At 59.2% G+C, this 21,551-nt stretch carries 15 protein-coding genes; 10 read left to right on the forward strand and 5 right to left on the reverse strand.

What is annotated here, in order from left to right; all coding sequences use genetic code 11:
- The 4 genes from ACOYXH_RS14900 (at position 1) to ACOYXH_RS14915 (ending at position 4,751) form a co-directional block, all read left to right on the forward strand.
- On the forward strand, positions 1-648 hold the full coding sequence (locus ACOYXH_RS14900; protein ID WP_339539284.1) for a response regulator: 648 nt from the start codon (positions 1-3) through the stop codon (positions 646-648).
- A 110-nt stretch (positions 649-758) separates the two neighbouring features.
- The gene (locus ACOYXH_RS14905) at positions 759-1,352 is read left to right on the forward strand and encodes a fimbrial protein (protein ID WP_460409734.1); all 594 of its coding nucleotides are present in this window, start codon (positions 759-761) and stop codon (positions 1,350-1,352) included.
- A 72-nt stretch (positions 1,353-1,424) separates the two neighbouring features.
- Entirely contained in the window at positions 1,425-2,174 is a 750-nt protein-coding gene (locus ACOYXH_RS14910) for a fimbrial biogenesis chaperone (protein ID WP_460409735.1), read from the forward strand.
- Positions 2,175-2,258: 84 nt separating this feature from the next.
- Positions 2,259-4,751, forward strand: a complete 2,493-nt coding sequence (locus tag ACOYXH_RS14915; protein WP_460409736.1) for a fimbria/pilus outer membrane usher protein — start codon at positions 2,259-2,261, stop codon at positions 4,749-4,751.
- 130 nt (positions 4,752-4,881) lie between these two features.
- On the opposite strand, the gene ACOYXH_RS14920 is transcribed toward ACOYXH_RS14915, so the two are convergent.
- The 3 genes from ACOYXH_RS14920 to ACOYXH_RS14930 form a co-directional block, all read right to left on the reverse strand.
- Positions 4,882-8,556, reverse strand: a complete 3,675-nt coding sequence (locus ACOYXH_RS14920) for a translocation/assembly module TamB domain-containing protein (protein WP_460409737.1) — start codon at positions 8,554-8,556, stop codon at positions 4,882-4,884.
- A complete protein-coding gene (locus ACOYXH_RS14925) occupies positions 8,553-10,280 on the reverse strand; it encodes an autotransporter assembly complex protein TamA (RefSeq protein ID WP_220556502.1) in 1,728 nt (575 codons plus the stop codon). Before ACOYXH_RS14925 ends, ACOYXH_RS14920 begins: the two co-directional genes overlap by 4 nt.
- A gap of 66 nt (positions 10,281-10,346) precedes the next feature.
- The gene (locus tag ACOYXH_RS14930) at positions 10,347-10,997 is read right to left on the reverse strand and encodes a GNAT family N-acetyltransferase (RefSeq protein ID WP_007912451.1); all 651 of its coding nucleotides are present in this window, start codon (positions 10,995-10,997) and stop codon (positions 10,347-10,349) included.
- A gap of 321 nt (positions 10,998-11,318) precedes the next feature.
- On the opposite strand from ACOYXH_RS14930, the gene xthA reads away from it, so the two are divergent.
- Both xthA and ACOYXH_RS14940 read left to right on the forward strand, forming a co-directional pair.
- Positions 11,319-12,131, forward strand: coding sequence for an exodeoxyribonuclease III (gene xthA / locus ACOYXH_RS14935; RefSeq protein WP_460409738.1), 813 nt, complete (start codon positions 11,319-11,321; stop codon positions 12,129-12,131).
- A 167-nt stretch (positions 12,132-12,298) separates the two neighbouring features.
- A complete protein-coding gene (locus ACOYXH_RS14940) occupies positions 12,299-13,633 on the forward strand; it encodes a substrate-binding domain-containing protein (protein WP_460409739.1) in 1,335 nt (444 codons plus the stop codon).
- 119 nt (positions 13,634-13,752) lie between these two features.
- On the opposite strand, the gene ACOYXH_RS14945 is transcribed toward ACOYXH_RS14940, so the two are convergent.
- Positions 13,753-14,982, reverse strand: coding sequence for an acyl-CoA dehydrogenase (locus ACOYXH_RS14945; protein ID WP_095050781.1), 1,230 nt, complete (start codon positions 14,980-14,982; stop codon positions 13,753-13,755).
- Between the two features lie 171 nt (positions 14,983-15,153).
- Between ACOYXH_RS14945 and ACOYXH_RS14950 the strand changes: the two genes are divergently transcribed.
- From ACOYXH_RS14950 to ACOYXH_RS14960, 3 genes are all read left to right on the forward strand, one after another.
- On the forward strand, positions 15,154-16,083 hold the full coding sequence (locus ACOYXH_RS14950; protein ID WP_016986544.1) for a LysR family transcriptional regulator: 930 nt from the start codon (positions 15,154-15,156) through the stop codon (positions 16,081-16,083).
- Between the two features lie 196 nt (positions 16,084-16,279).
- Positions 16,280-16,681, forward strand: coding sequence for a MerR family transcriptional regulator (locus ACOYXH_RS14955; RefSeq protein ID WP_038362702.1), 402 nt, complete (start codon positions 16,280-16,282; stop codon positions 16,679-16,681).
- Positions 16,682-16,829: 148 nt separating this feature from the next.
- A complete protein-coding gene (locus tag ACOYXH_RS14960) occupies positions 16,830-17,729 on the forward strand; it encodes a hydroxymethylglutaryl-CoA lyase (RefSeq protein WP_095124471.1) in 900 nt (299 codons plus the stop codon).
- 665 nt (positions 17,730-18,394) lie between these two features.
- On the opposite strand, the gene ACOYXH_RS14965 is transcribed toward ACOYXH_RS14960, so the two are convergent.
- A complete protein-coding gene (locus ACOYXH_RS14965; RefSeq protein ID WP_460409740.1) occupies positions 18,395-20,092 on the reverse strand; it encodes an AMP-binding protein in 1,698 nt (565 codons plus the stop codon).
- Positions 20,093-20,386: 294 nt separating this feature from the next.
- On the opposite strand from ACOYXH_RS14965, the gene ACOYXH_RS14970 reads away from it, so the two are divergent.
- On the forward strand, positions 20,387-21,550 hold the full coding sequence (locus tag ACOYXH_RS14970; RefSeq protein WP_449123064.1) for an isovaleryl-CoA dehydrogenase: 1,164 nt from the start codon (positions 20,387-20,389) through the stop codon (positions 21,548-21,550).
- The last annotated feature ends 1 nt before the right edge of the window (position 21,551 follow it).

The following is a 21,551-nucleotide window of genomic DNA, read 5'->3' on the forward strand; positions in this document are numbered from 1 at the left end:
ATGGAAACCTTCAACGTTGTCATTGCCGATGATCATCCCATCGTGCTGCTGGGGGTAAGGGAACTGGTCGAGCGTGACCAACGCTTTCGCGTGGTGGGCGAAGCCGTTGGCTCCGATGAGCTGATCAAGCTGCTGGAGACCAAGCCTGTAGATCTGTTGATCACCGACTTCAACATGCCTGCCGATTCGACCTACGGTGACGGCCTGAAACTGGTGGAGTACGTGACGCGGCACTTTCCCAAGGTTCGAGTGCTGGTACTCACCATGATTTCCAATCCGTTGATCCTGACGCGCCTGCAGGAACTGGGTGTATTGGCAGTCATTCAGAAAAACCAGCTGCACGACGAAATCGAGACCGCACTCAAAGCCATCGCCAAAGGCAACCCGGTGCGCTGGCAGGCACCCGCGCCGACATCCGTAGTGAACGACGGCGCCGATCTGGATGAACGCTTTTCCCGGCTGTCGGCCAAGGAACATGAAATCCTGCGTTTGTTCGTTCAGGGCCAAGGCGTCAACGACATTGCCCGTCACTTGAACAGAAGTGCTAAAACCATCAGCACGCAGAAAATCTCGGCGATGCGCAAACTTGAAGTCAGCAGCGATCAGGAATTATTGACTTACTGCATAGAACGCAACTTGTTCAGTTGATAAAACCGTACACTTTTCGGCAACTTCCGCACATCTAGGAATCGTCTGATGTTCCATCGGTAAAACGAGTTTTATTGTGTTGCTTTAACCCCACCAATGGAAAAAGCAACATGAAAAAGTTGTCCCGAACACTTCTCGCCCTTTCGATCTTCGCTGCGGCCGGCAATGTCCTGGCAGCCGACCCACCGGTTACACCAACCAAGGCGGGCAGCGGCACCATCAACTTCACCGGCACCATCAACAACGACGCCTGTTCGGTTGAAAGCGCCGGCAAGGACAAAACCATTTCGGTCGCCATGGGTGAAGTGTCGATCAAGGACATGGGCACCGCCACCGCACCTAAAGGCAACGGCACCTTGAGCGTCGAAAACTTCGACATGAAGATCAACTGCAACGCCGGCACCAAGGTTGCGATGCTCTTCGAACCGACCAAAGGCGCCGGTTCGGGCATCGAACCTGGCACTAAAGTGCTGCGACTGATCAGCGGCCTGGGGGCTGCAAAAGGCATCGGTATTGCCTTGCTCGACGCCAATGGCGCCGTGATCGACTTCAGCTCTCCAGCCACCGCGAAGATCGAAAACACGCTGCAGGACAGCAATACCACGCTGAAATTTTCGGCCGCCTATGTCACCACGGTTGACCCGAAACTGGCTGTTGCCGGTCGCGGCGATGCCACCCTGCCGTTCACCCTGCAATACGAATAACCCGCGCGAATGCTCGAGCCCGGTGCGGGGCCACGCGGCCCCGCGCTTTCAATCACTTGCGCGGTAACCATCATGTTTTATCGTCACTCATTGTCCTTTTGCGCAGGCCTGCTGGGCCTGTTCGTGGTCAATCAGGCCACGGCCGGCATTTCCTTGAGCAGCACCCGTCTGGTCTTCGACGGCCAGCACAAGGAAGCCGGCATCACCGTACGTAACAGCGGTGCAGATGTCCTGGTCCAGTCGTGGATCGACACCGACGCCAGCGAATCCGCGTCCGTGCCGTTTGCGGTTACGCCGCCGTTGGTGCGCGTCAGCGGCGACGAACAGCAAATACTGCGGGTCATCTACGAAGGCACCGGCATGCCGAGCGACCGCGAATCGGTGGTCTGGCTCAACGTGCAGGAAATCCCCCAGAACGCGAAGACCCAGAACACTTTGCAGCTCGCTGTGCGCCAGCGCATCAAGGTGTTCTTCCGCCCGGCCGGTCTGAAAAAAAACGCCTATCTGGCACCGGGTGAATTGACCTGGCGCTTGGCCGAGCGTGCCGGCAAAAGCGTGCTGGTGGTGAACAACCCCGGCCTGTATCACGTGTCGATTGCCGATATCACCTTGCAATCCGGCGCACTCAGCGAGCATCCGTTTGATTCGATGATGATCGCCCCCGGCGAACGCAAAGAATTCGCCCTCAAACAACTTTATTCAACTAATGCGGCAAATTTGTTGTTCAGCAGCATTAACGACTATGGAGCCCAAGATCCTTATACCGCGCAACTTTCCAACAGCGCCGACACCAGCGCCAGTCCAAAGAAAGAAACGCCATAACTCGCGAATCGCTCTGATCGCACACTTTCACTGTATTTCTCTTCGCTCCGTTAGTTCGTATCGGAGGTGATATAGGGTTCCTGCATGTTTTTACTCAAACGCGACGGTTTGACGTCGTTGTTGATCGCCTCGGCTATCAGCTCGGCGTGCCAGGCTGACGGCGAAGAACAGTTCAACACGTCGTTTCTGCAAGGTGCCGCGTCGACTGTCGATGTGCAATCGCTGCTCGCCAGCAACAGCGTACTGCCCGGCAACTACCGGGTTGACCTCTACAGCAACGACACGCTGGTCGGTCGTCGCGACATCGACTTCCGTCGCCACCCCGGCAACGGCAAGATCCAGGCCTGCCTGACCCTGGAAATGGTCCAGCAATTGGGCGTCGACATCGCCAAGTTGCATGCCAGCGGCAAACTCAACGCTGACGACCCGAACGCCTGCCTCGACCTGCCGGCATTGATCGAACATGCCAGCGTGCGTTACGACGTGCCGCGCCTGCGCCTGCTGGTCAGCGTGCCGCAAAGCGCCATGGAACGTGGCCGGCGTGGTTACGTTGACCCGGCCCTGTGGGACGAAGGTGTGCCTGCGGCGTTTATCAACTATCAACTGAGCAGCAACCGTAACAGCACGCAGACCGCCAACACGCTTTCCAATAACGTCGGCTTGCGCAACGGCATCAACCTGGGTGGCTGGCGCTTGCGCAACGAGTCCAACTTCAACAGCAGCACGGGCCAGCCGAGCACCTTCAAAAGCAACCGCAGCTATCTGCAACATGACCTGACCGCGTTGAAAGGCCAGTTCAGTGCCGGGGATATTTTCTCCGACGCCGACCTGTTTGACAGCGTGCGCTATCGCGGCTTGAAACTGGCCTCCGATGACGGCATGCGCGCCGACAGCGAGCGCGGCTATGCGCCGGTCATTCGCGGGATTGCCCAGTCCAGCGCCACGGTGGAAATTCGTCAGAACAACTACATCCTCTACACCACCAACGTGCCGCCGGGCCCCTTCGAGATCAGCGATATCTATCCCAGCGGTTCCAACGGCGATCTCGAAATCACGATTATCGAGGCCGACGGTCAGCGCCGGGTGACGGTGCAGGCGTTTTCCAGCCTGCCGATCATGGTGCGCCAGGGGCAGTTGAAGTACAGCGTCTCGGCCGGCCGCTACAACAGCAACAGCGATGATCTGCAATCGCCGCAGTTCGTCAGCAGCACACTGGCCTATGGCATCAGCAGCAACTTGTCCGGCATCGTCGGCGTACAGGCGACCGAGAATTTCCAGGCGTTGTCCGTGGGCGCCGGGCGCAATACGCCGATCGGCGCCGTGTCACTGGACGTGACCCATTCCGCCAGCCGCACCTTTGGCCAAGTGGTCAAAGGCAACAGTTTGCGCGCGCTGTACGCCAAGACATTTACCGGCACCGACACCAGCTTCACCCTCGCCGCCTATCGCTATTCGACCGAGGGCTATCGCACCCTCACCGACCACGTCGAGGAACTGAGCCACGAGGGCGAAAAACGCACGGGCAACTCGAAAACCCGTACCGACCTGACCATCAACCAGAGCCTGGGGACTAACCAGCAATATGGCAGCGTTTACCTCAACGCCAGTGACCAGCGTTATTGGGGGCGCGGCGGATCGCAAAGCCTGTCGGCGGGTTACAGCAACTATTGGGGCGATGTCAGCTACAACCTCGGCGCGACTTACACCAAGGACGTCGGCAACTATGGGCCGGCGAACAACGACACCCTGGTCAACCTGTCACTGTCTTTCCCGCTGGGTTCAAAACCGCGCGCGCCGAGGGCGTTCGTTTCCGCGAGCACGCAGAAAGCCACCGACAGCACCCAGGTCGGGATCAACGGTTACCTGACGGAAGACAGCGACACTTATTACTCGGTGCAAGGCGGCAACAGCAGCACCGGAGGCAGCAGCGGTTCAGCCAACCTGAGCACCCGCACCTCTGTGATGGACATCAGCGCCGGTTACAGCCAGGGCCGCGGCTACAACTCGCAGAATCTCAATCTGGCCGGCTCGATCGTCGGCCACGGCGGCGGGATCAACCTCGGGCAAACCGTGGGTGAGACGTTTGCGTTGGCGCAGGTCGAAGGCGTTTCCGGGGTGAAAATCGGCAGTTTCTCCGGAGCGAAAACCGGGCGTAACGGCTATGCCGTGGTGCCCAACGCGCAACCCTATCGGGTCAACTGGATCAACCTCGATACCCGCGATCTGGGCGGCGATATCGAGATCGACAATGCGACCCGGCAAGTGGTGCCGCGCCGCGGTGCGGTGGTGCTGGCGCGCTATGCGAGCAAGACCGGTCGCCGTGTGCAATTTGCCTTGTTCGATGCGCAGCACCAGCCGATTCCCTTCGGCGCGTCGCTTGAAGATGGCGCGGGTAAGCAACTGGCAATCTCCGACCCGAGCGGCAAGGCACTGGCGCTGGTCGCGGACGACGCCGGCACCCTGACCATCAATTGGCAAGGCCAGCGCTGCGAGGCGTCGTATGCACTGCCCGAGCGGGACAAGGCGTTGAACTACGAGCGGGCCTCCCTGGTGTGCCGCGCGCCAGTGGCTGACTGAGAAGACGCCATCGCTGGCAAGCCAGCTCCCACAAAGTCCTTGGCGCACACAACAATCATGTACGCCACAGAAGCTTGTGGGAGCTGGCTTGCCAGCGATTGAAGCGACTCGGTTCAGGAGAAAGCGCGATCTAGAAATCGCGCTTGTAGAAAATATCCAGCGAACTGGCCACGCCACTGGCCGCTTCGACGTAAACCTTCTTGCTCAGCTTGTAGCGCAGCGCGATGGTGCTGGCCGGTTCAAACACGCCAACGCCATAACGCAAACTGAGCTTCTCGGTAATATTGCCGCTGGCCACAACACTGGTGGCATCGCCGCTGCCTGCAGTGTCGAGCTGGAAATCCTGAATACCCAGATCCTTGGCCAGGCTGCTGGTGACCCCGGAGCTGCCCATCAAGCCCAGACCCAACGCCGCTTGCGCGAGCATGTTGTTGTCTTCGCCGTTGGTGCTCAGCGGACGACCCAAGACCAGATAGGACAACGCCTGCTCCTGGCTCATCGCCGGCTCGGAGAAGATCTGCGTGGTCGGCTGCTCGGCGCTGCCGCTCAGGCGAATACCGGCGATCACGTCGTCGGTCTGGCGAATCGCTTCGATGTCCAGATATGGCTGATCGAGGGGACCGGCGAACAACAGACGCGCACGGCGCACTTGCAGGCGCTGGCCGTAGGCACTGTAGCGGCCGTCGTTGAGCCACAGTTCACCGCGAGTATCCATGTTGTCGCCGATGTGCACATGACCTTGCACGTTGGCGGTAAGGCCGAAACCGGCGAAAGCCAGTTTGTCTTCGCCGACCACCACGTCGATGTCCATTTTCATCGCCATCGGTGGTTTGCCCTCTTCGGTCTGCGCGCCGACGATGATCGTGTCATCGGAGACTTTCACCGTTGATGGTGGCAATTCGCGCACGGTGATTTCGCCTTTGGGCACCTGCACTTTGCCAGCGATTTTCAGCTCGTCGCCGGCCATGGAAATCTTCAGGTCCGGCGCCACTTCGAGCTTGGCATAGGGCTCGACGGTGACCGGCAATTGCGTGCCCTTCAACGCCAGATCGACCACCAGCGCCTGCCCCCAGGCGACGTTGCCGTTGAGGCTGCCCTGCCCGTTCTTGCCGCTTTTCCAGCCGCCGTCGAGGCGTACCGATTCGCCGGCAATCAGCGCGGTGAGTTGCAGGTTCTGCAGTTCCATCGGCAACTCGGCGCCGGACACTTCACCGTCGCTGAGTTGCACGGTGCCGTTGACCAGCGGCGCGAGCAATCCACCGGAAATCGTGCCGCTGCCATTCAGGCGCCCGGTGAGTTTTTCAACCATCGGCACAAACGGCCGCGCCACCGACAAGTCCAGCCCGGAGAGACGGAACGAGCCGCTCAACGGTTTGTTTTTCGGCAGTGGATTGAGCTGCGCTTGCACCAGCAACTCGCCGAGTTTACCGCCGACGAAATTCAGCTCGGTGTCGACGCGTTTTGGCGTGAGTTTGCTAGTGAGTTTCAGGGTCTGGTACGGGAAGTCCAGCCATTGATCCTTTTCCTTCATGCGCAAGGTGCCGCCGCTGGCGTCAATGCTGACAACACCGTTCGGGCCGCTGGCTGGCAGATCCAATTGCAGATCGGCGTTGAGCTTACCCTTCCAGGCGAAATCTTTTGGCAGCCATTGCGCGAGGCTTTCGATCGGGAACTGCTTGAGGTGGTAGCGCAGTTTCGGCTCCGGCATCAGGCGCTGATCTTCACCGCACAGGCTGGCGTCGCCGGACATCCAGCAATGAGCGCCAAAGTTGATTTTGCCGTCTGCCAGACGTTCGAGCTTGGCCGGGCTTTGCAGTTTCCAGTCCTGGCCACCCGCCTGAATATCGCCACTGGCCAGACGACCACGCCAGTTGCCCTTGTCCAGATTGCCATCCAGACCGAGGGCTAGTTTCAGCTTCGGCCCGATCAGGTCGAGGTTGAGTTTCTGGTTCTTGATGTCGCCCTGAGCGCTGGCAGTCAGCGTGCCCAATGAAGTGTCACCGGCCTGAATGCCGGCACCTTTCAGATCGATCTTCGCCCGTTGCGCACTGTCGAGGGTGGCATCGAGGTTGAGGCTTTGCAGGCGATTGTCCTGGAACGCCAGTTGCGAACCTTGCAGGTCGAGTTTGCCCTGCGGTGCTTTCAACGTACCGGCCACATTGACCTGACCGTTGACCTGCCCGCGCAGTTGCGGCCAGAGCTGAGCCAGACGCGACAGCTTGATATCAATCTGCCCGGTGAGTTTCTGTTGCAGACTGCCCTTGCCGCTGATGCTGTTGTCGCCGAGACGGATTTGCAGGGCATTCAGATTCCACTGTTCGCCAGCGCCATCAGCCTTGGCCTGGAGGATCGCCGGTTGACCGCGCAATTTGCCTTTCAAGTCGAGGTCGGCGGTGAGGCTCAGGCGTTCGTTTTTCATTTCGCCTTGGCTTTTCAGCGGTCCAGCTAACGTGCCCGGCAATTCGGCGACCCAGTACGCCGGGTTGAGCGCCGACAGTTCCAGCGCGGTGTCCCAGGCGATACCGTCGGCGAACTGCACATTCACATGGCCTTCAGCCTTGCCCTGCCCGGCTTCCATTTTCAGTTGCGGCAAGGCGACCTGTTTCAGGCTGCCGCTGAACGGACTGCTCAGGGTAAACGCGCCGGCCGGACCATCCAGAGCGGCGGCGAAGTTGCCGAGGTATTGACCATCGGTGTAGGAGACTTCGCCCGTGAAGGTGCGCAAAGCGACCTCAGGTTCGTCGATTTCGTTGTAGAGCCGATGCCACGGAAAGTCCTGCCAGTTGATTTTGGCTTGGGCGCTGAGGCCTTTACTCCAGTCGACGCTGCCGGTGAGTTTCAGGCTTTGTTTATCGTTGGCCGTCAGGTCGAGGCCGGCGATCTGCGCGCCGCTGGCGTCGACTTTGCCTTTGAGCAGCAGCGCCACCGGGCCTTTGTCGGCGGGTAGCGTGGCGTTGCCGTTGAGCTGGTAGCCGTTTTTCAGGTCGCCTTCACCGGTCAACAGCAATTGATTGAGTTGCAAGGTGTCCGGCAGGTCGGCGCTCGGCTTGAACGCGTCGCTGGTGATGCGCACTTTGGCTGGCAGATTTTCCGCCAGCGGTTGCAACTCGCCGCTCAACTGGCCATCAAGGTAACCACGGCTGTCGGCGTGCAGATTGAGGGTTTTCAACAGGTCGCCGTCGATCTTCAACGCCAGCGTCCAAGGCCCCGTGCCCGGCGACGGCAATGTCAGGTCACCGGCGATGTTCAGCGGCCAGTTGCCGCTCGGTTCAAGTGTGCCGGACAGGTTGAGGCTGAGCTCGTCGCGCTGCAATTTCACGCTGTCGATCTGCATGCCCTGGGCGGTCCAGTGCGCCGCCAGTTGCAAACCCTTGAGCTGCTCGCTGCCGTTGAATAACAGGCTGCCAACCTGCACGTCGCCCAGTTCGATGGCCACCGGCAATTGCAGATCCGGCAGTTTGATCGGGCCGCTTTCGGTAGTTTCTTCGCTCGGTGGAAATTGCAGAATGAGCTGATCAGCCTTGAGCTGTTCGATGCACAGAGTCATGCGCGTCAGGCACAGCGGCGACCAGGCGAAGATTGCCTGGTTCAGTTCGACGCGACTGCTGTCCTGCTGCCACAACAGATGATCGGCGCTCCATTGCCCGCCAAGGCGCCCCTGGAAATTCTCGACGCTGAGCCCCGGCACAAGGCCCAGTACCCAACGGCTGCCAGCCGCCGTGCCGAGTACGGCGGGGACACTCAATACAATCAACAACACCAGCGCCAACAACGCCAGCGCCGTAATTTTCAAACCACGCTTCACAGCTCAGGCCCCATGGAAAAGTGCAGCCGGATGCCACCATCGTCGTCGAGTGCGTGGGCCAGGTCGAGGCGGATCGGCCCCACCGGCGAGACCCAGCGCACACCAATGCCGACCCCGGTCTTGAGGTTCGGCAGTTCGAGTTTGTTGAAGGAGTTGCCCTGGTCGACGAAGGTCGCCACGCGCCATTTTTCGGCGATCGAGTATTGATACTCGACGCTGCCAGCGACCATGTAACGGCCGCCGATTCGGTCGCCATCGGAGTTTTTCGGCGACAGACTCTGGTAATCGTAACCGCGCACGCTCTGATCGCCACCGGCAAAGAAGCGCAGCGACGGCGGCACCGAGTTGTAGCCGTTGGTGGCGCTACCGCCGACCTGCACGCGACCGAGCAAGCGATGTTTGTCGAACACCGTGGTCAGGCCTTTGACCAGCGCGGTGCCATACAGAAGGTTGTTGTCCGAGCCGAGGCCTTCCTTCGCCACTTTGCTTTCGAAGCTCAGGCGATAGCCGTTGTGCGGGTCGATGCGGTTGTCGCTTTTCAGATACGAGTAACTGATGCCGGGCATCAGCAAGGTGCTCAGGCCGGAGTCATCGCCGAGTTCATATTCTTCACGCTGCCATTTCAGCGAGATCACCCGCTGCCAGCCGCTCGGCAATTTGCTGTGCCATTCCGGGCCGAAGGTCAGCAGCTTGCTGAGCGTGTCGGAACCGTCGATGTCTTCGAACTGATAACCGCCGGCCCAACGCAGTTTGTCGGTCAGCGGCGGGTCAAGCGGGATGTCGTAGAACAGCCCGACGTTTTGCCGTGGCGCCGACAGCTCGGCTTCCCAGCCATAGCTGTCGCCTTGCGGGTTGACCCAATGGCGCGTCCAGTTGGCTTTGATGCGCGGGCCGACGTCGGTCGAATAACCGAGGCCCAGGCCCATGGTCCGTGGCTTGCGCGTGTCGAGTTTGACGTCGACCGGGATCACGTCATTTTTCGCGGTCGTCGGTGCGGCATCGACGCGCACGCCTTCGAAATAGCCGCTCGATTGCAGGTCGCGATTGAGTTCGGCGATCAGCTCGGAGTCGTACGGCTCACCCTCCTTGAACGGCACCATGCGTTGCAGCAGGTCTTCATCGAACGGCGTATCACCTTCGAATTTGACTTTGCCCAGCGCATAACGCGGGCCGCTGTCGTAGATCAGTTCGATGTCGGCCACCCCGGCGCGCGGGTCGACCATAAGTTTTTGACGGGTGAAATGGCCACTGAAAAAACCGAAGCGCGAGGCCTGATTCTGAATAAGTCTTTTGGCGTCTTCGTAACGGCCATGGTTGAGCACCGCACCGGACTTGAGCGCGTCGCTTTTCGGTACACGAAAAGATTTGAGGGAGGCAGCCGGGCCGTCGACACGAATGGTGACGTTGCGCAGGTGAATAGGCTCGCCGGGATCGATGTTCAACACCAGGCGCGGCTTGTCGCCGCCCTTGACGTCACTTTCAATCTGCGGCTGGTAGTAGCCCAACGCCTGAGCCGCTTTGCGCGCCTGCTCTTCGGCACCGCGACTGAAGCGCTGCAGGGCTTCTTCGTCACGATCGCCGAGGCTGCCGATATAGCCTTCTATATTGGCCTTGAGTTCATCGTTGGACGGTTTGATCCGCACATCCAATTCACTTTGCGCCAGCGCCGTGCAGCTGGTTAACAGCAGGAGCACGCCACTGGTAAATCTTCCTGGAAACTTCATAGGCGCGGATGCTATCACGGGCTTGGGAGCGTGATAGAACAGGAAATTTCCCAAGAAGTTCGATTGTCATGCTGTTGCAGTTTGTAACACCTGCGGATTGGCGTGGAAAAATACGTGTTCGCGCACCGGGCCGACGGCAACTTCGCCGATCTCTTCGTAACCCTGCCTTTTATAGAATTCCAGATATCGTGGGTTGCCAGTGTCGAGCACTACGCCTTGCGAGGTTTCGTCAACGGCGCACCAGTTGTGTACGGCGGTCAGCAATTGTTCGCCGAAGTGTTTGCCCTGGAACTGCGGGTGAATGCCCAACAAGGGAAGCATGTGCACGGAATCGCTGGGCACACACGCGGCGACGGCGTCGTGGTATTCCAGATAGCGTCGGGTGCAACGAAAACCGGTGCTGAGCACCATGCGCAGGCGCCACGCCCAACTCTCGGTGATGCCCAAACGCCGTTGCGGTGGCGCGATCAGGGCGATGCCGATCAGGCGGTCGTTGACCAACAGGCCGATGGCGGGCAGGTCCTGCAGAAAGTGTTGCTTGACCAGTTCACGCACCGTCGCCCGCACCCGTTGCTCGTAGCCGGGGCGCTCGGCTTCGAACAGGTAGCCGAAGGTCGGCTCGTGGCGATAGGCCTGATAGAGCAGCGAGCGGGCTTCGCGGGAATAACCGCGGTCGAGCATATGTATGTCGGCGATGGCGGTCTGGGTTTCAGGCATGACGGTGAATCTCCCCGGGGCGCGTGCAAATGGCGGCGCTCTTGTTGGTACGAACCTTTTACGGGTGGCGTGGTTCCCCACAGGTATAGACCAACTCGGGATCTTCATCGACCGGTGGGGCCTCATCGCTGGCAAGCCAGCTCCCACAGGTTTCTCTGGTGTACATGAATGTTATGAACGACGCCGACATTGTGGGAGCTGGCTTGCCAGCGATGGGGCCCTCCGGGACAACACATGTCCCACAGGCCAAAATGATTTCTCCCACACTGGCCCATCTCCCCCATGTCAGCTAGCATCGCCCTTTTGCCAGGACTGCCGACCATGAAGATCGTTTCCTTCAACATCAACGGACTGCGTGCCCGTCCGCATCAGCTGGCAGCGCTGATCGAAAAACACCAGCCGGACGTGATCGGCCTGCAGGAAACCAAGGTCCACGACGACCAGTTCCCGCTCGAAGAAGTCCGCGCCCTCGGCTACCACGTGTATTTCCACGGCCAGAAAGGCCATTACGGTGTGGCGATGCTCTCGCGCAAGGAGCCGATCGCCATCCACAAAGGTTTCGCCACCGACGAAGAAGACGCTCAGCGTCGCTTTATCTGGGGCACGTTCGCCGACGCCAATGGCGTACCGGTGACCATCATGAACGGCTATTTCCCTCAGGGTGAAAGCCGCAACCATCCGACCAAATTCCCCGCCAAGCAGCGTTTCTACAGCGATCTGCAAGCGCTGCTGGAAAGCCAGTTCCACAACGAGCAGCCGCTGGTGGTGATGGGCGATGTGAATATTTCCCCGGAAGACTGCGACATCGGCATCGGCCCGGACAACATGAAGCGCTGGCTGAAAACCGGCAAATGCAGCTTCCTGCCGGAAGAGCGCGAGTGGATGGCGCGCCTGAAAAATTGGGGTTTGACCGACAGCTATCGCCACTTGAACCCGGATGTGACCGACATGTTCAGTTGGTTCGACTACCGCAGCCGTGGATTTGAGGATGAGCCCAAACGTGGCCTGCGCATCGATGTGATTCTGGCATCCCATGGTTTGTTGCCGCGGGTGAAGGCAGCAGGTGTCGACTATGAATTGCGCGGGATGGAAAAACCGTCCGATCATGCGCCGATCTGGCTTGAACTCAGCTGATCTCAGCCAAGATCAAAAGATCGCAGCGGTGAATCAGACGACATAAATGTTGACCGGTACACCGCTATCGCGAGCAGGCTCACTCCTACATTGAATCGGTGTCATCTTTTGGTCATGCGCCTGACTTAATCTCCCCGGCAATCCCCTTGGCTTGATTCGGTGCCGGCATGACCCTGCGTGTTCTGTGCGTGTTTCTCTTGAGTGCGTGGCTGACGGTTTCTGCCGCCGCCCTGCCCCTTCCTGAAAACGGCCCCGCGCTGCGCATTCAAGGTTCCAACACCATCGGCGCCGAACTCGGCCCCGCACTCGTTGAGGGCCTGCTGCAAGAGCAAGGCCTGCTGAAAATCCACCGCGAAACCCCGGACACCGCCAACGAACTACGCATCGTCGGCCAGACCAGCGAAGGTAAACGCGTGGTCGTTGAAGTCGCCGCCCACGGTTCCAGCACCGGTTTCACCGCGTTGAAAAATGCCAGCGCCGACCTCGCCGCGTCTTCCCGCGAGATCAAGGACAGTGAGTTACAGACCCTGCAATCACTGGGCGACCTGAAAAGCCCCGCCGCTGAACAAGTCATCGCCATCGACGGCCTGGCGATCATCCTTCATCCCGACAATCCCCTCCAACAACTGGACACTGAGCAACTGGCGCGGATCTTCGCCGGCGATGTGAAAACCTGGGAAGACCTCGGCGGGCGTGGTGGTGCTATTCATTTATATGCGCGCGATGATCAGTCCGGCACTTACGACACGTTTAAGGAGTTGGTCCTGAGTCGTCGTGGGAAAAGTCTGAGCAACGCGGCGAAAAGGTTTGAGTCCAGCGAACAGTTGTCCGACGCGGTGAGTAGCGATCCGCAAGGCATCGGTTTCATCGGTTTGCCCTACGTGCGTCAGGCCAAAGCCGTGGCCATTGCTGATGGCGCATCGCAGTCGATGCTGCCGCTCAACAGCCTGATCGCTACCGAAGACTATCCACTGTCGCGGCGGTTGTTCTTCTATCTACCGCCCGAAAGCAACAATCCTTGGGCGAAAGCCTTGGTGACGTTTGCGCAGAGCCGTCAGGGCCAGGCGATTGTCGCGGCAAACGGTTTTATCAGCCAGACCGTGCACGCCATGAACGTCGCACCGAACGCGTTGATGCCCGAGGGTTATCAATCCCTCAGCCGTCACGCCCAGCGTCTGACGGTGAATTTCCGTTTTGAAGAAGGCAGCGCGAGTCTGGATAACAAGGCGCGGCAGGATCTGGCGCGGGTGATCGACTATATAAAGCGGCGTGACAAAACCGAACGCGCGGTGACCTTGGTCGGCTTTGGTGATGCCAAGGATGATCCGGCGCGGGCCGATTTGCTTTCGAAGCTACGGGCAATGGCGGTGCGGCGGGAATTGGTGAAGAACGGCGTGGTGTTGCGCGAGGTTCGCGGGTTTGGCGCGTTGATGCCGGTGGCGGCGAACAATGCGGATGAGGGAAGGATCAAGAATCGGCGGGTTGAGGTTTGGGTGTATTGATATCACCAGATCGTTCCCACGCTCCGCGTGGTAACGCCACCATGGACGCTCCGCGTCCACTGTGACGCAGAGCGTCACGGGATGCATTCCCACGCAGAGCGTGGGAATGATCAGGTGGATCAGCGTTCGCTACGCAACATTTCCTTCGGCACATACTTGCCGATCTCGAACTTGCCGATCGCCGCACGGTGCACTTCGTCCGGGCCGTCGGCCAGGCGCAGGGTGCGTTGCATGGCGTACATGTAGGCCAGCGGGAAATCGTTCGATACCCCGGCCCCACCATGCATCTGAATCGCTCGGTCGATCACCCGCAGTGCAACGTTCGGCGCAACGACTTTGATCTGCGCGATCTCGCTTTTCGCCACTTTGTTACCGACGGTGTCCATCATGTACGCCGCCTTCAGCGTCAGCAGACGTGCCATGTCGATTTCCATTCGCGAGTCGGCGATCTTGTCGACGTTACCGCCCAGACGCGCCAGCGGTTTGCCGAATGCAGTGCGGCTTACCGCACGTTTGCACATCAATTCCAGAGCCCGTTCAGCCATGCCGATCGAGCGCATGCAGTGGTGAATCCGGCCTGGGCCAAGGCGACCTTGCGCAATTTCAAAGCCGCGGCCTTCACCGAGCAAAACGTTTTCGAACGGCACACGCACGTTGTCGAACAGCACTTCGGCGTGGCCGTGCGGAGCGTCGTCGTAGCCAAACACCGGCAACGGACGGACGATTTTCACCCCGGGAGTGTCGACCGGTACAAGGATCATCGAGTGCTGGGCGTGGCGCGGCGCATCGGGATTGCTCAGGCCCATGAAGATCAGGATCTTGCAGCGCGGGTCGCAGGCGCCGGAGGTCCACCATTTTTTGCCGTTGATCACCCACTCGTCACCATCACGCACGGCGCGGGCAGCCATGTTGGTCGCGTCCGAAGAGGCAACGTCCGGTTCGGTCATGGCGAATGCCGAGCGGATTTCACCGCGCAACAGCGGTTCGAGCCAGCGCTGTTTCTGTTCTTCGTTGGCGTAGCGCACCAGCACTTCCATGTTGCCGGTGTCCGGTGCCGAGCAGTTGAACGGTTCCGGCCCGAGCAGCGAACGGCCCATGATTTCCGCCAATGGTGCGTATTCGAGGTTGGTCAGGCCGGCACCGAGTTCCGACTCAGGCAGAAACAAATTCCACAGACCCTCGGCCTTGGCCTTGGCTTTGAGCTCTTCCATGATCGCCGTCGGCTGCCAGCGATCGCCTTCGGCAACCTGGCGTTCGAACACCGCCTCGGCCGGGTAAACGTAAGTGTCCATGAACGCGGTCACGCGCTCACGCAGTTCTTGCACCTTGGGCGAATAAGCGAAATCCATGATCAATTACCTTCTTGGGCAGAGGTTGTTTAAGTCATGCAATCGATGCTAGAACAGCGCTGATAATTTACCTAGCCTATTCTCGGCGTGTATAAACATTCATCACCGATATATGATCGGCTGATTACCAGCCCCTAAATCACCGCCCTTAATAACAAGAGAAGCCGCGTTATGAATCTGAGTAAGGTCGACCTCAACCTTTTCATCGTCTTCGACGCGATCTATACCGAAGCCAACCTGACCCGCGCCGGGCAGATTGTCGGTATCACCCAGCCGGCGGTGTCCAACGCCTTGGCGCGGTTGCGCGAAACCTTCAACGATCCGCTGTTCGTGCGCACGGCTCAGGGCATGGTGCCGACGCCGATGGCGCAGAACATCATCGGCCCGGTGCGCAACGCTTTGTCGCTGCTGCGTGTGTCGGTTCAGGAAAGCCGCATTTTCAACCCGGCGCAGGCGGTCAAGACCTACCGCATCAGCATGACCGACCTCACCGAAGCGGTAATTCTGCCGCCGCTGTTCCAGCGCCTGCGCCGTCTGGCGCCGACCGTGATTATCGAAAGCTTTCTGTCCAAGCGCCGCGAGACCACCAAGGAACTGGCCGCCGGGCGTCTGGATTTCGCCGTGGATGCGCCGCTCAACACCGACCCGCAGGTGCGCCACGTCAAGCTGATGGAAGACCGCTACGTGTGTGCGATGCGCAAGGGGCATCCGATGGCAGGCAAGGAAAAGCTCTCGCTGGATGATTACCTGTCGCTGACCCATATCCATATTTCCAGCCGTCGCAGTGGTCTGGGTTATGTCGATCTGGCGCTGGGCAAAATGGGCATTCAGCGCAAAATTGCCCTGCGCTCGCAGCACTATCTGATGGCGTCGCAAGTGATGCAGCAGACCGACATGGTCATGACGGTGCCGGAGCGCTTTGCCCGTCGGCATGAGCTGCAGGCGTTTAATCTGCCGGTGAATGATGTGCCGCCAGTGGAGACGCATCTGTATTGGCATGAAAGCACTGACCAGGATCCGGCGAATCGCTGGATGCGCGAGCAGATGATCGAGTTGTGCCAGCAGGTGACGGCGCAGGAGAAGAAGCTGGATAAGGTGTAGGGCTTCTTACCGCGGCGCTGCCATCGCGAGCAGGCTCACTCCTACAGTTGACCGTGTTTCATCTGAAGAAATGCAACCAATTGTAGGAGTGAGCCTGCTCGCGATGAGGCCAGCATGAACACCACAGATCATCCTTCTTGACGTAAACGTCAACCTGCCATTAGCTTAGCGCCAAGACCTTTTTTCGAGCGCTTCCATGAGCAGCCAGACTTACAGCATCTCCGACCTCGCCCGCGAGCTGGACATCACCACCCGGGCGATCCGCTTTTACGAAGAGCAAGGCCTGCTCAGCCCTGAGCGCCGTGGCCAGGAACGTATCTATTCGCCACGCGACAAGGTCAGCCTGAAGCTGATCCTGCGCGGCAAGCGCATCGGTTTCTCGCTGGCCGAATGCCGTGAACTGATAGAGCTTTACGACCCTTCCAGCGGTAACACCAAACAACTCAACAGCATGCTGGCGAAAATCAGCGAGCGCCGGGAACAATTGGAGCAGCAGTTGCTCGACATTGAGCAGATGAAGCTGGAGCTCGATACCGCCGAAGAGCGCTGCGTGCAGGCACTGGAGCAGACGCTGAAGAGCCAGCAGGCCATTCAGTAACAACCCCATTCCCTGTGGGAGCGAGCCTGCTCGCGAATGCAATTTGTCATTCGACATCTATGGTGATTGACCCGGCGCATTCGCGAGCAGGCTCGCTCCCACAGGGGGATATCCGCAGACTTCAGATAACTACAACAGGTCAACCGTCATGTCCCTCCCCTCCCAAGTACGCCTGATCGAAGTCGGCCCCCGCGATGGCCTACAGAATGAAGCCCAACCGATCAGCGTGGCCGACAAGGTGCAACTGGTCGATGCACTCAGCGCTGCCGGCCTTGGCTATATAGAAGTCGGAAGTTTCGTTTCACCGAAATGGGTCCCGCAGATGGCGGGTTCGGCCGAAGTGTTTGCACAGATCCAGCGCAAGCCGGGCGTGACCTACGGCGCACTGGCGCCGAACCTGCGTGGCTTCGAAGATGCCATCGCCGCAGGGGTCAAGGAAGTCGCCGTGTTCGCGGCCGCGTCTGAGGCGTTCTCGCAGCGCAACATCAACTGCTCGATCAGCGAAAGCCTGGCGCGCTTCGCACCGATCATGGAAGCGGCGCAACAGCACGGCGTTACCGTGCGCGGTTACGTGTCCTGCGTGCTCGGTTGCCCGTACGAAGGCACGGTCGCGCCGGAACAAGTGGCGATGGTCGCGCGCGAGTTGTATGCGATGGGCTGCTACGAGGTTTCGCTGGGCGACACTATTGGCACCGGCACCGCTGGCGCGACTCGCCGCTTGTTCGAAGTGGTGTCGGCGCAGGTTCCGCGCGACAAGCTCGCCGGGCACTTCCATGACACCTATGGTCAGGCCATGGCCAATATCTACGCCAGCCTGCTCGAGGGCATCTCGGTGTTCGACAGCTCTATCGCGGGCCTCGGCGGCTGCCCGTACGCCAAAGGCGCGAGCGGTAACGTTGCTACCGAAGACGTGGTGTACCTGCTCAACGGCTTGGGTATCGAGACCGGTATCGACCTGGACGCCTTGATTGCTGCGGGTCAGCAGATCAGCGCGGTGCTCGGCCGCCCGAGCGGTTCGCGCGTGGCCAAGGCTCGTAGCGCGCAGTGAGGGGGGAAGGTGTTACCGCTGTGTCCGGAATGTGGGTTCAAGCGAGTAACACGGAAACAAATTGTCTGGTTTCGTCGGAGTGAAAAATCTCTGAAATTTTCAAACTATTGATTTATAAGGATTTTTAAAAGTTGGCACGGCTTCTGCTATCTCTATGGCATAACAAGAATAAAAAGCAGCAAACCAATAAAAATAAGACGTACCGACTCTGACATAACAAAAACAACACGGCAGAGACGCAGCTAACAGATTTTTTTGGAGAAGGTGTGCTTTTCAGGGTGCTCTCAGGAGTGACCCGCAACCGGGCAGAGAACAATAAAACTACCTTCAGGTAGCTCCCGAATCGGTTGGATCGCTTAGCGAGAAAGTAGATCAGCGCTCAAAAAAATACGTTTGCTCTTGACCCCGGATGGGGGTCGCCAAAAACAGCGGTAAAGGGCCACGGTTGCCAAAAACAACAACAGACCGACCCTCAATAATAAAAAAGAGCACGCGACGACAAAATTAAAGGGGAGCTTCGGCTCCCCTTTGTGCTTTCTATAATTCCTCAATCCCCCCAAATCCCTGTGGGAGCTGGCTTGCCAGCGATGGCGTCAGGTCAGCCAGCATCAATATTGAATGATCCACCGCAATCGCTGGCAAGCCAGCTCCCACAGGAGTGGTGGTTAACGCTCGATTGTTTTCAGTTCTTCGATACTGATCTCACGCATCCTGAATTTCTGGATCTTGCCCGTCACCGTCATCGGAAACTCTTCAACGAACTTGAAATGCCGTGGCGTCTTGAAATGCGCGATACGCTCCTTGCACCAGGTTTGCAGCTCCAGCTCCGAGGCGCTGTGGCCGGGGTGGAATTTGATCCAGGCAACAATCTCCTCACCGTAACGCGAGCACGGAATGCCGATCACCTGCACATCCGCCACGGCCGGATGGGTGAAGAAAAACTCCTCAAGCTCACGCGGGTAAATATTCTCGCCGCCACGAATGATCATGTCCTTGTTGCGCCCGGCAATGTTGACGTAGCCCTCCTCGTTCATGCTCGCCAGGTCGCCGGTGTGCATCCAGCCCGCGTCATCGATGGCTTCGGCGGTGGCTTGCGGATTGTTCCAGTAACCGAGCATCACACTGTAACCACGGGTGCACAGTTCGCCGATGGTGCCGCGCGTCACGAGGTTGCCGGCTTCGTCGATGATCTTGCTCTCCAGCTGTGGCTGGGTGCGGCCGACGGTGGTCACGCGCAATTCCAGCTCATCGGTCGGGCCGGTTTGCAGCGACACCGGGCTGGTTTCGGTCATGCCGTAAGCGATCTGCACTTCGCTCATGTGCATCTCGCTGATCACCCGACGCATCACTTCGATCGGGCACGTCGCGCCCGCCATGATTCCGGTGCGCAGGCTCGACAGATCGAATTCGCCGCGTTGCGGCTGGTCGAGCATGGCGATGAACATGGTCGGTACGCCATAAAGGCCGGTGGCTTTTTCTTCGGCGACGGTTTGCAGGGTCAGCAACGGATCGAACGCGTCGTTGGGGTAAATCATCGTGCTGCCGTGGGTGATGCAGCCGAGGTTGCCCATGACCATGCCGAAGCAGTGGTAGAGCGGCACCGGGATCACCAGACGATCGCGCGGGGTCAAGCCGATGCTTTCACCGACCATGTAGCCGTTATTGAGGATGTTGTAGTGGCTGAGGGTTGCGCCTTTGGGGAAACCGGTAGTGCCGGAGGTGTACTGGATGTTCACCGGTTGATCAAAGTGCAGGCTGTCGCTGCGTTCGCGCAGTTGATCGGGAGAGATGCTGGTGGCCAGATCGGCCAGTTGCGACCACGGCAGAAAACCTGACGGTGGTTGCGCGTCAAGGCTGATTACCCCACGCAGTGCGGGGAGGCGTTCGCTGCGCCATTGGCCGATGGGTTGCTCGGCCAGTTCCGGCACCAACCCTTGCAACATGGCGTGGTAGTTGGAGGACTTGAACGCCCCGGCGCAGACCAGCCATTGGCAGCCGGATTGCTTGAGCACGTATTCGAGTTCGGAGCTGCGATAGGCCGGGTTGATGTTGACCAGGATCACGCCGATTTTTGCCGTAGCAACTTGGGTGACGCACCACTGCGCGCAGTTCGGCGCCCAGATACCGAGGCGATCGCCGGCCTGCAAACCCAGGGCGAGCAGCGCTCTGGCGTGCAGGTCCACCGCATCGGCCAGTTGTCGCCAGGAGTAACGCAGCTGCTGATGGCGCACGACGAGCGCTTCGCCGTCAGGGTATTGCGCGGCGGTGTGATCGAACTTCTGCCCGATGGTCATCGCCAGCAAGGCTTTGTCCTGAGATCCACGGGTATAGCTGCGCTGCGGGTTTGCACTGGGTTGATCCATGACGACCCCTATTGTCTTTATTTATGGGTTGCCGACGGTCACTTGTAGGAGTGAGCCTGCTCGCGATCTCGATCCAACTGTCAACATTTACGTCGACTGACACGACGCCATCGCGAGCAGGCTCACTCCTACAAAAACCAATCAGCTTTCAATCTTGAACTGCCCTTACTCTCGCTCAAGTTGACGTTAACGTAAAGGGTGATTGACAGCCATCCATCGCAGGCTTACGTTAACGTAAAGGTGAGAGCTGAGTGACCGCCCTCCCCACCCTACAAAAAAGCCAAAAGGTGACCCATGAGCTATCCATCCCTGAACTTCGCCCTCGGTGAAACCATCGACATGTTGCGCGATCAGGTTCAGTCCTTTGTCGCCAAGGAGATCGCTCCGCGCGCCGCGCAGATCGACAGCGACAACCTGTTCCCCGCCGACATGTGGCGCAAATTCGGTGACATGGGCCTGCTCGGCATCACCGTGCCGGAAGAGTACGGCGGCGCGGGTCTGGGTTACCTGGCGCATGTGGTGGCGATGGAAGAAATCAGCCGTGGTTCGGCCTCTGTAGCGCTGTCCTACGGTGCGCACTCCAACCTTTGCGTCAACCAGATCAACCGCAACGGCAACCACGAACAAAAAAACCAATACCTGCCGAAGCTGATCAGCGGCGAGCACGTTGGCGCACTGGCGATGAGCGAACCGAATGCCGGTTCCGACGTGGTCTCGATGAAACTGCGCGCCGACAAACGCGGTGACCGCTTCGTCCTCAACGGCAGCAAAACCTGGATCACCAACGGCCCTGACGCCAACACCTACGTGATCTACGCCAAGACCGATCTGGAAAAAGGCCCACACGGCATCACCGCGTTCATCGTCGAACGCGACTGGAAAGGCTTCAGCCGCAGCAATAAATTCGACAAGCTCGGCATGCGCGGCTCCAACACCTGCGAGCTGTTTTTCGATGACGTCGAAGTGCCGGAAGAAAACATCCTCGGCGTGCTCAACGGCGGCGTCAAAGTGTTGATGAGCGGCCTCGATTACGAACGCGTCGTGCTCTCCGGCGGCCCGACCGGGATCATGCAGTCGTGCATGGATCTGATCGTTCCATACATCCACGACCGCAAACAGTTCGGCCAGAGCATCGGCGAGTTCCAGCTGATCCAGGGCAAAGTGGCCGACATGTACACCCAGCTCAACGCCAGTCGCGCCTACCTCTACGCCGTGGCCCAGGCCTGCGAGCGCGGCGAAACCACCCGCAAGGATGCCGCCGGGGTGATCCTCTACACCGCCGAGCGCGCCACGCAAATGGCCCTCGACGCGATCCAGATTCTCGGCGGTAACGGTTACATCAACGAATTCCCGGCGGGCCGCTTGCTGCGTGACGCCAAGCTGTACGAAATCGGCGCCGGCACCAGTGAGATCCGTCGCATGCTGATCGGCCGCGAACTGTTCAACGAAACCCGCTAAC

The organism is Pseudomonas sp. Mb7, assembly GCF_054790525.1.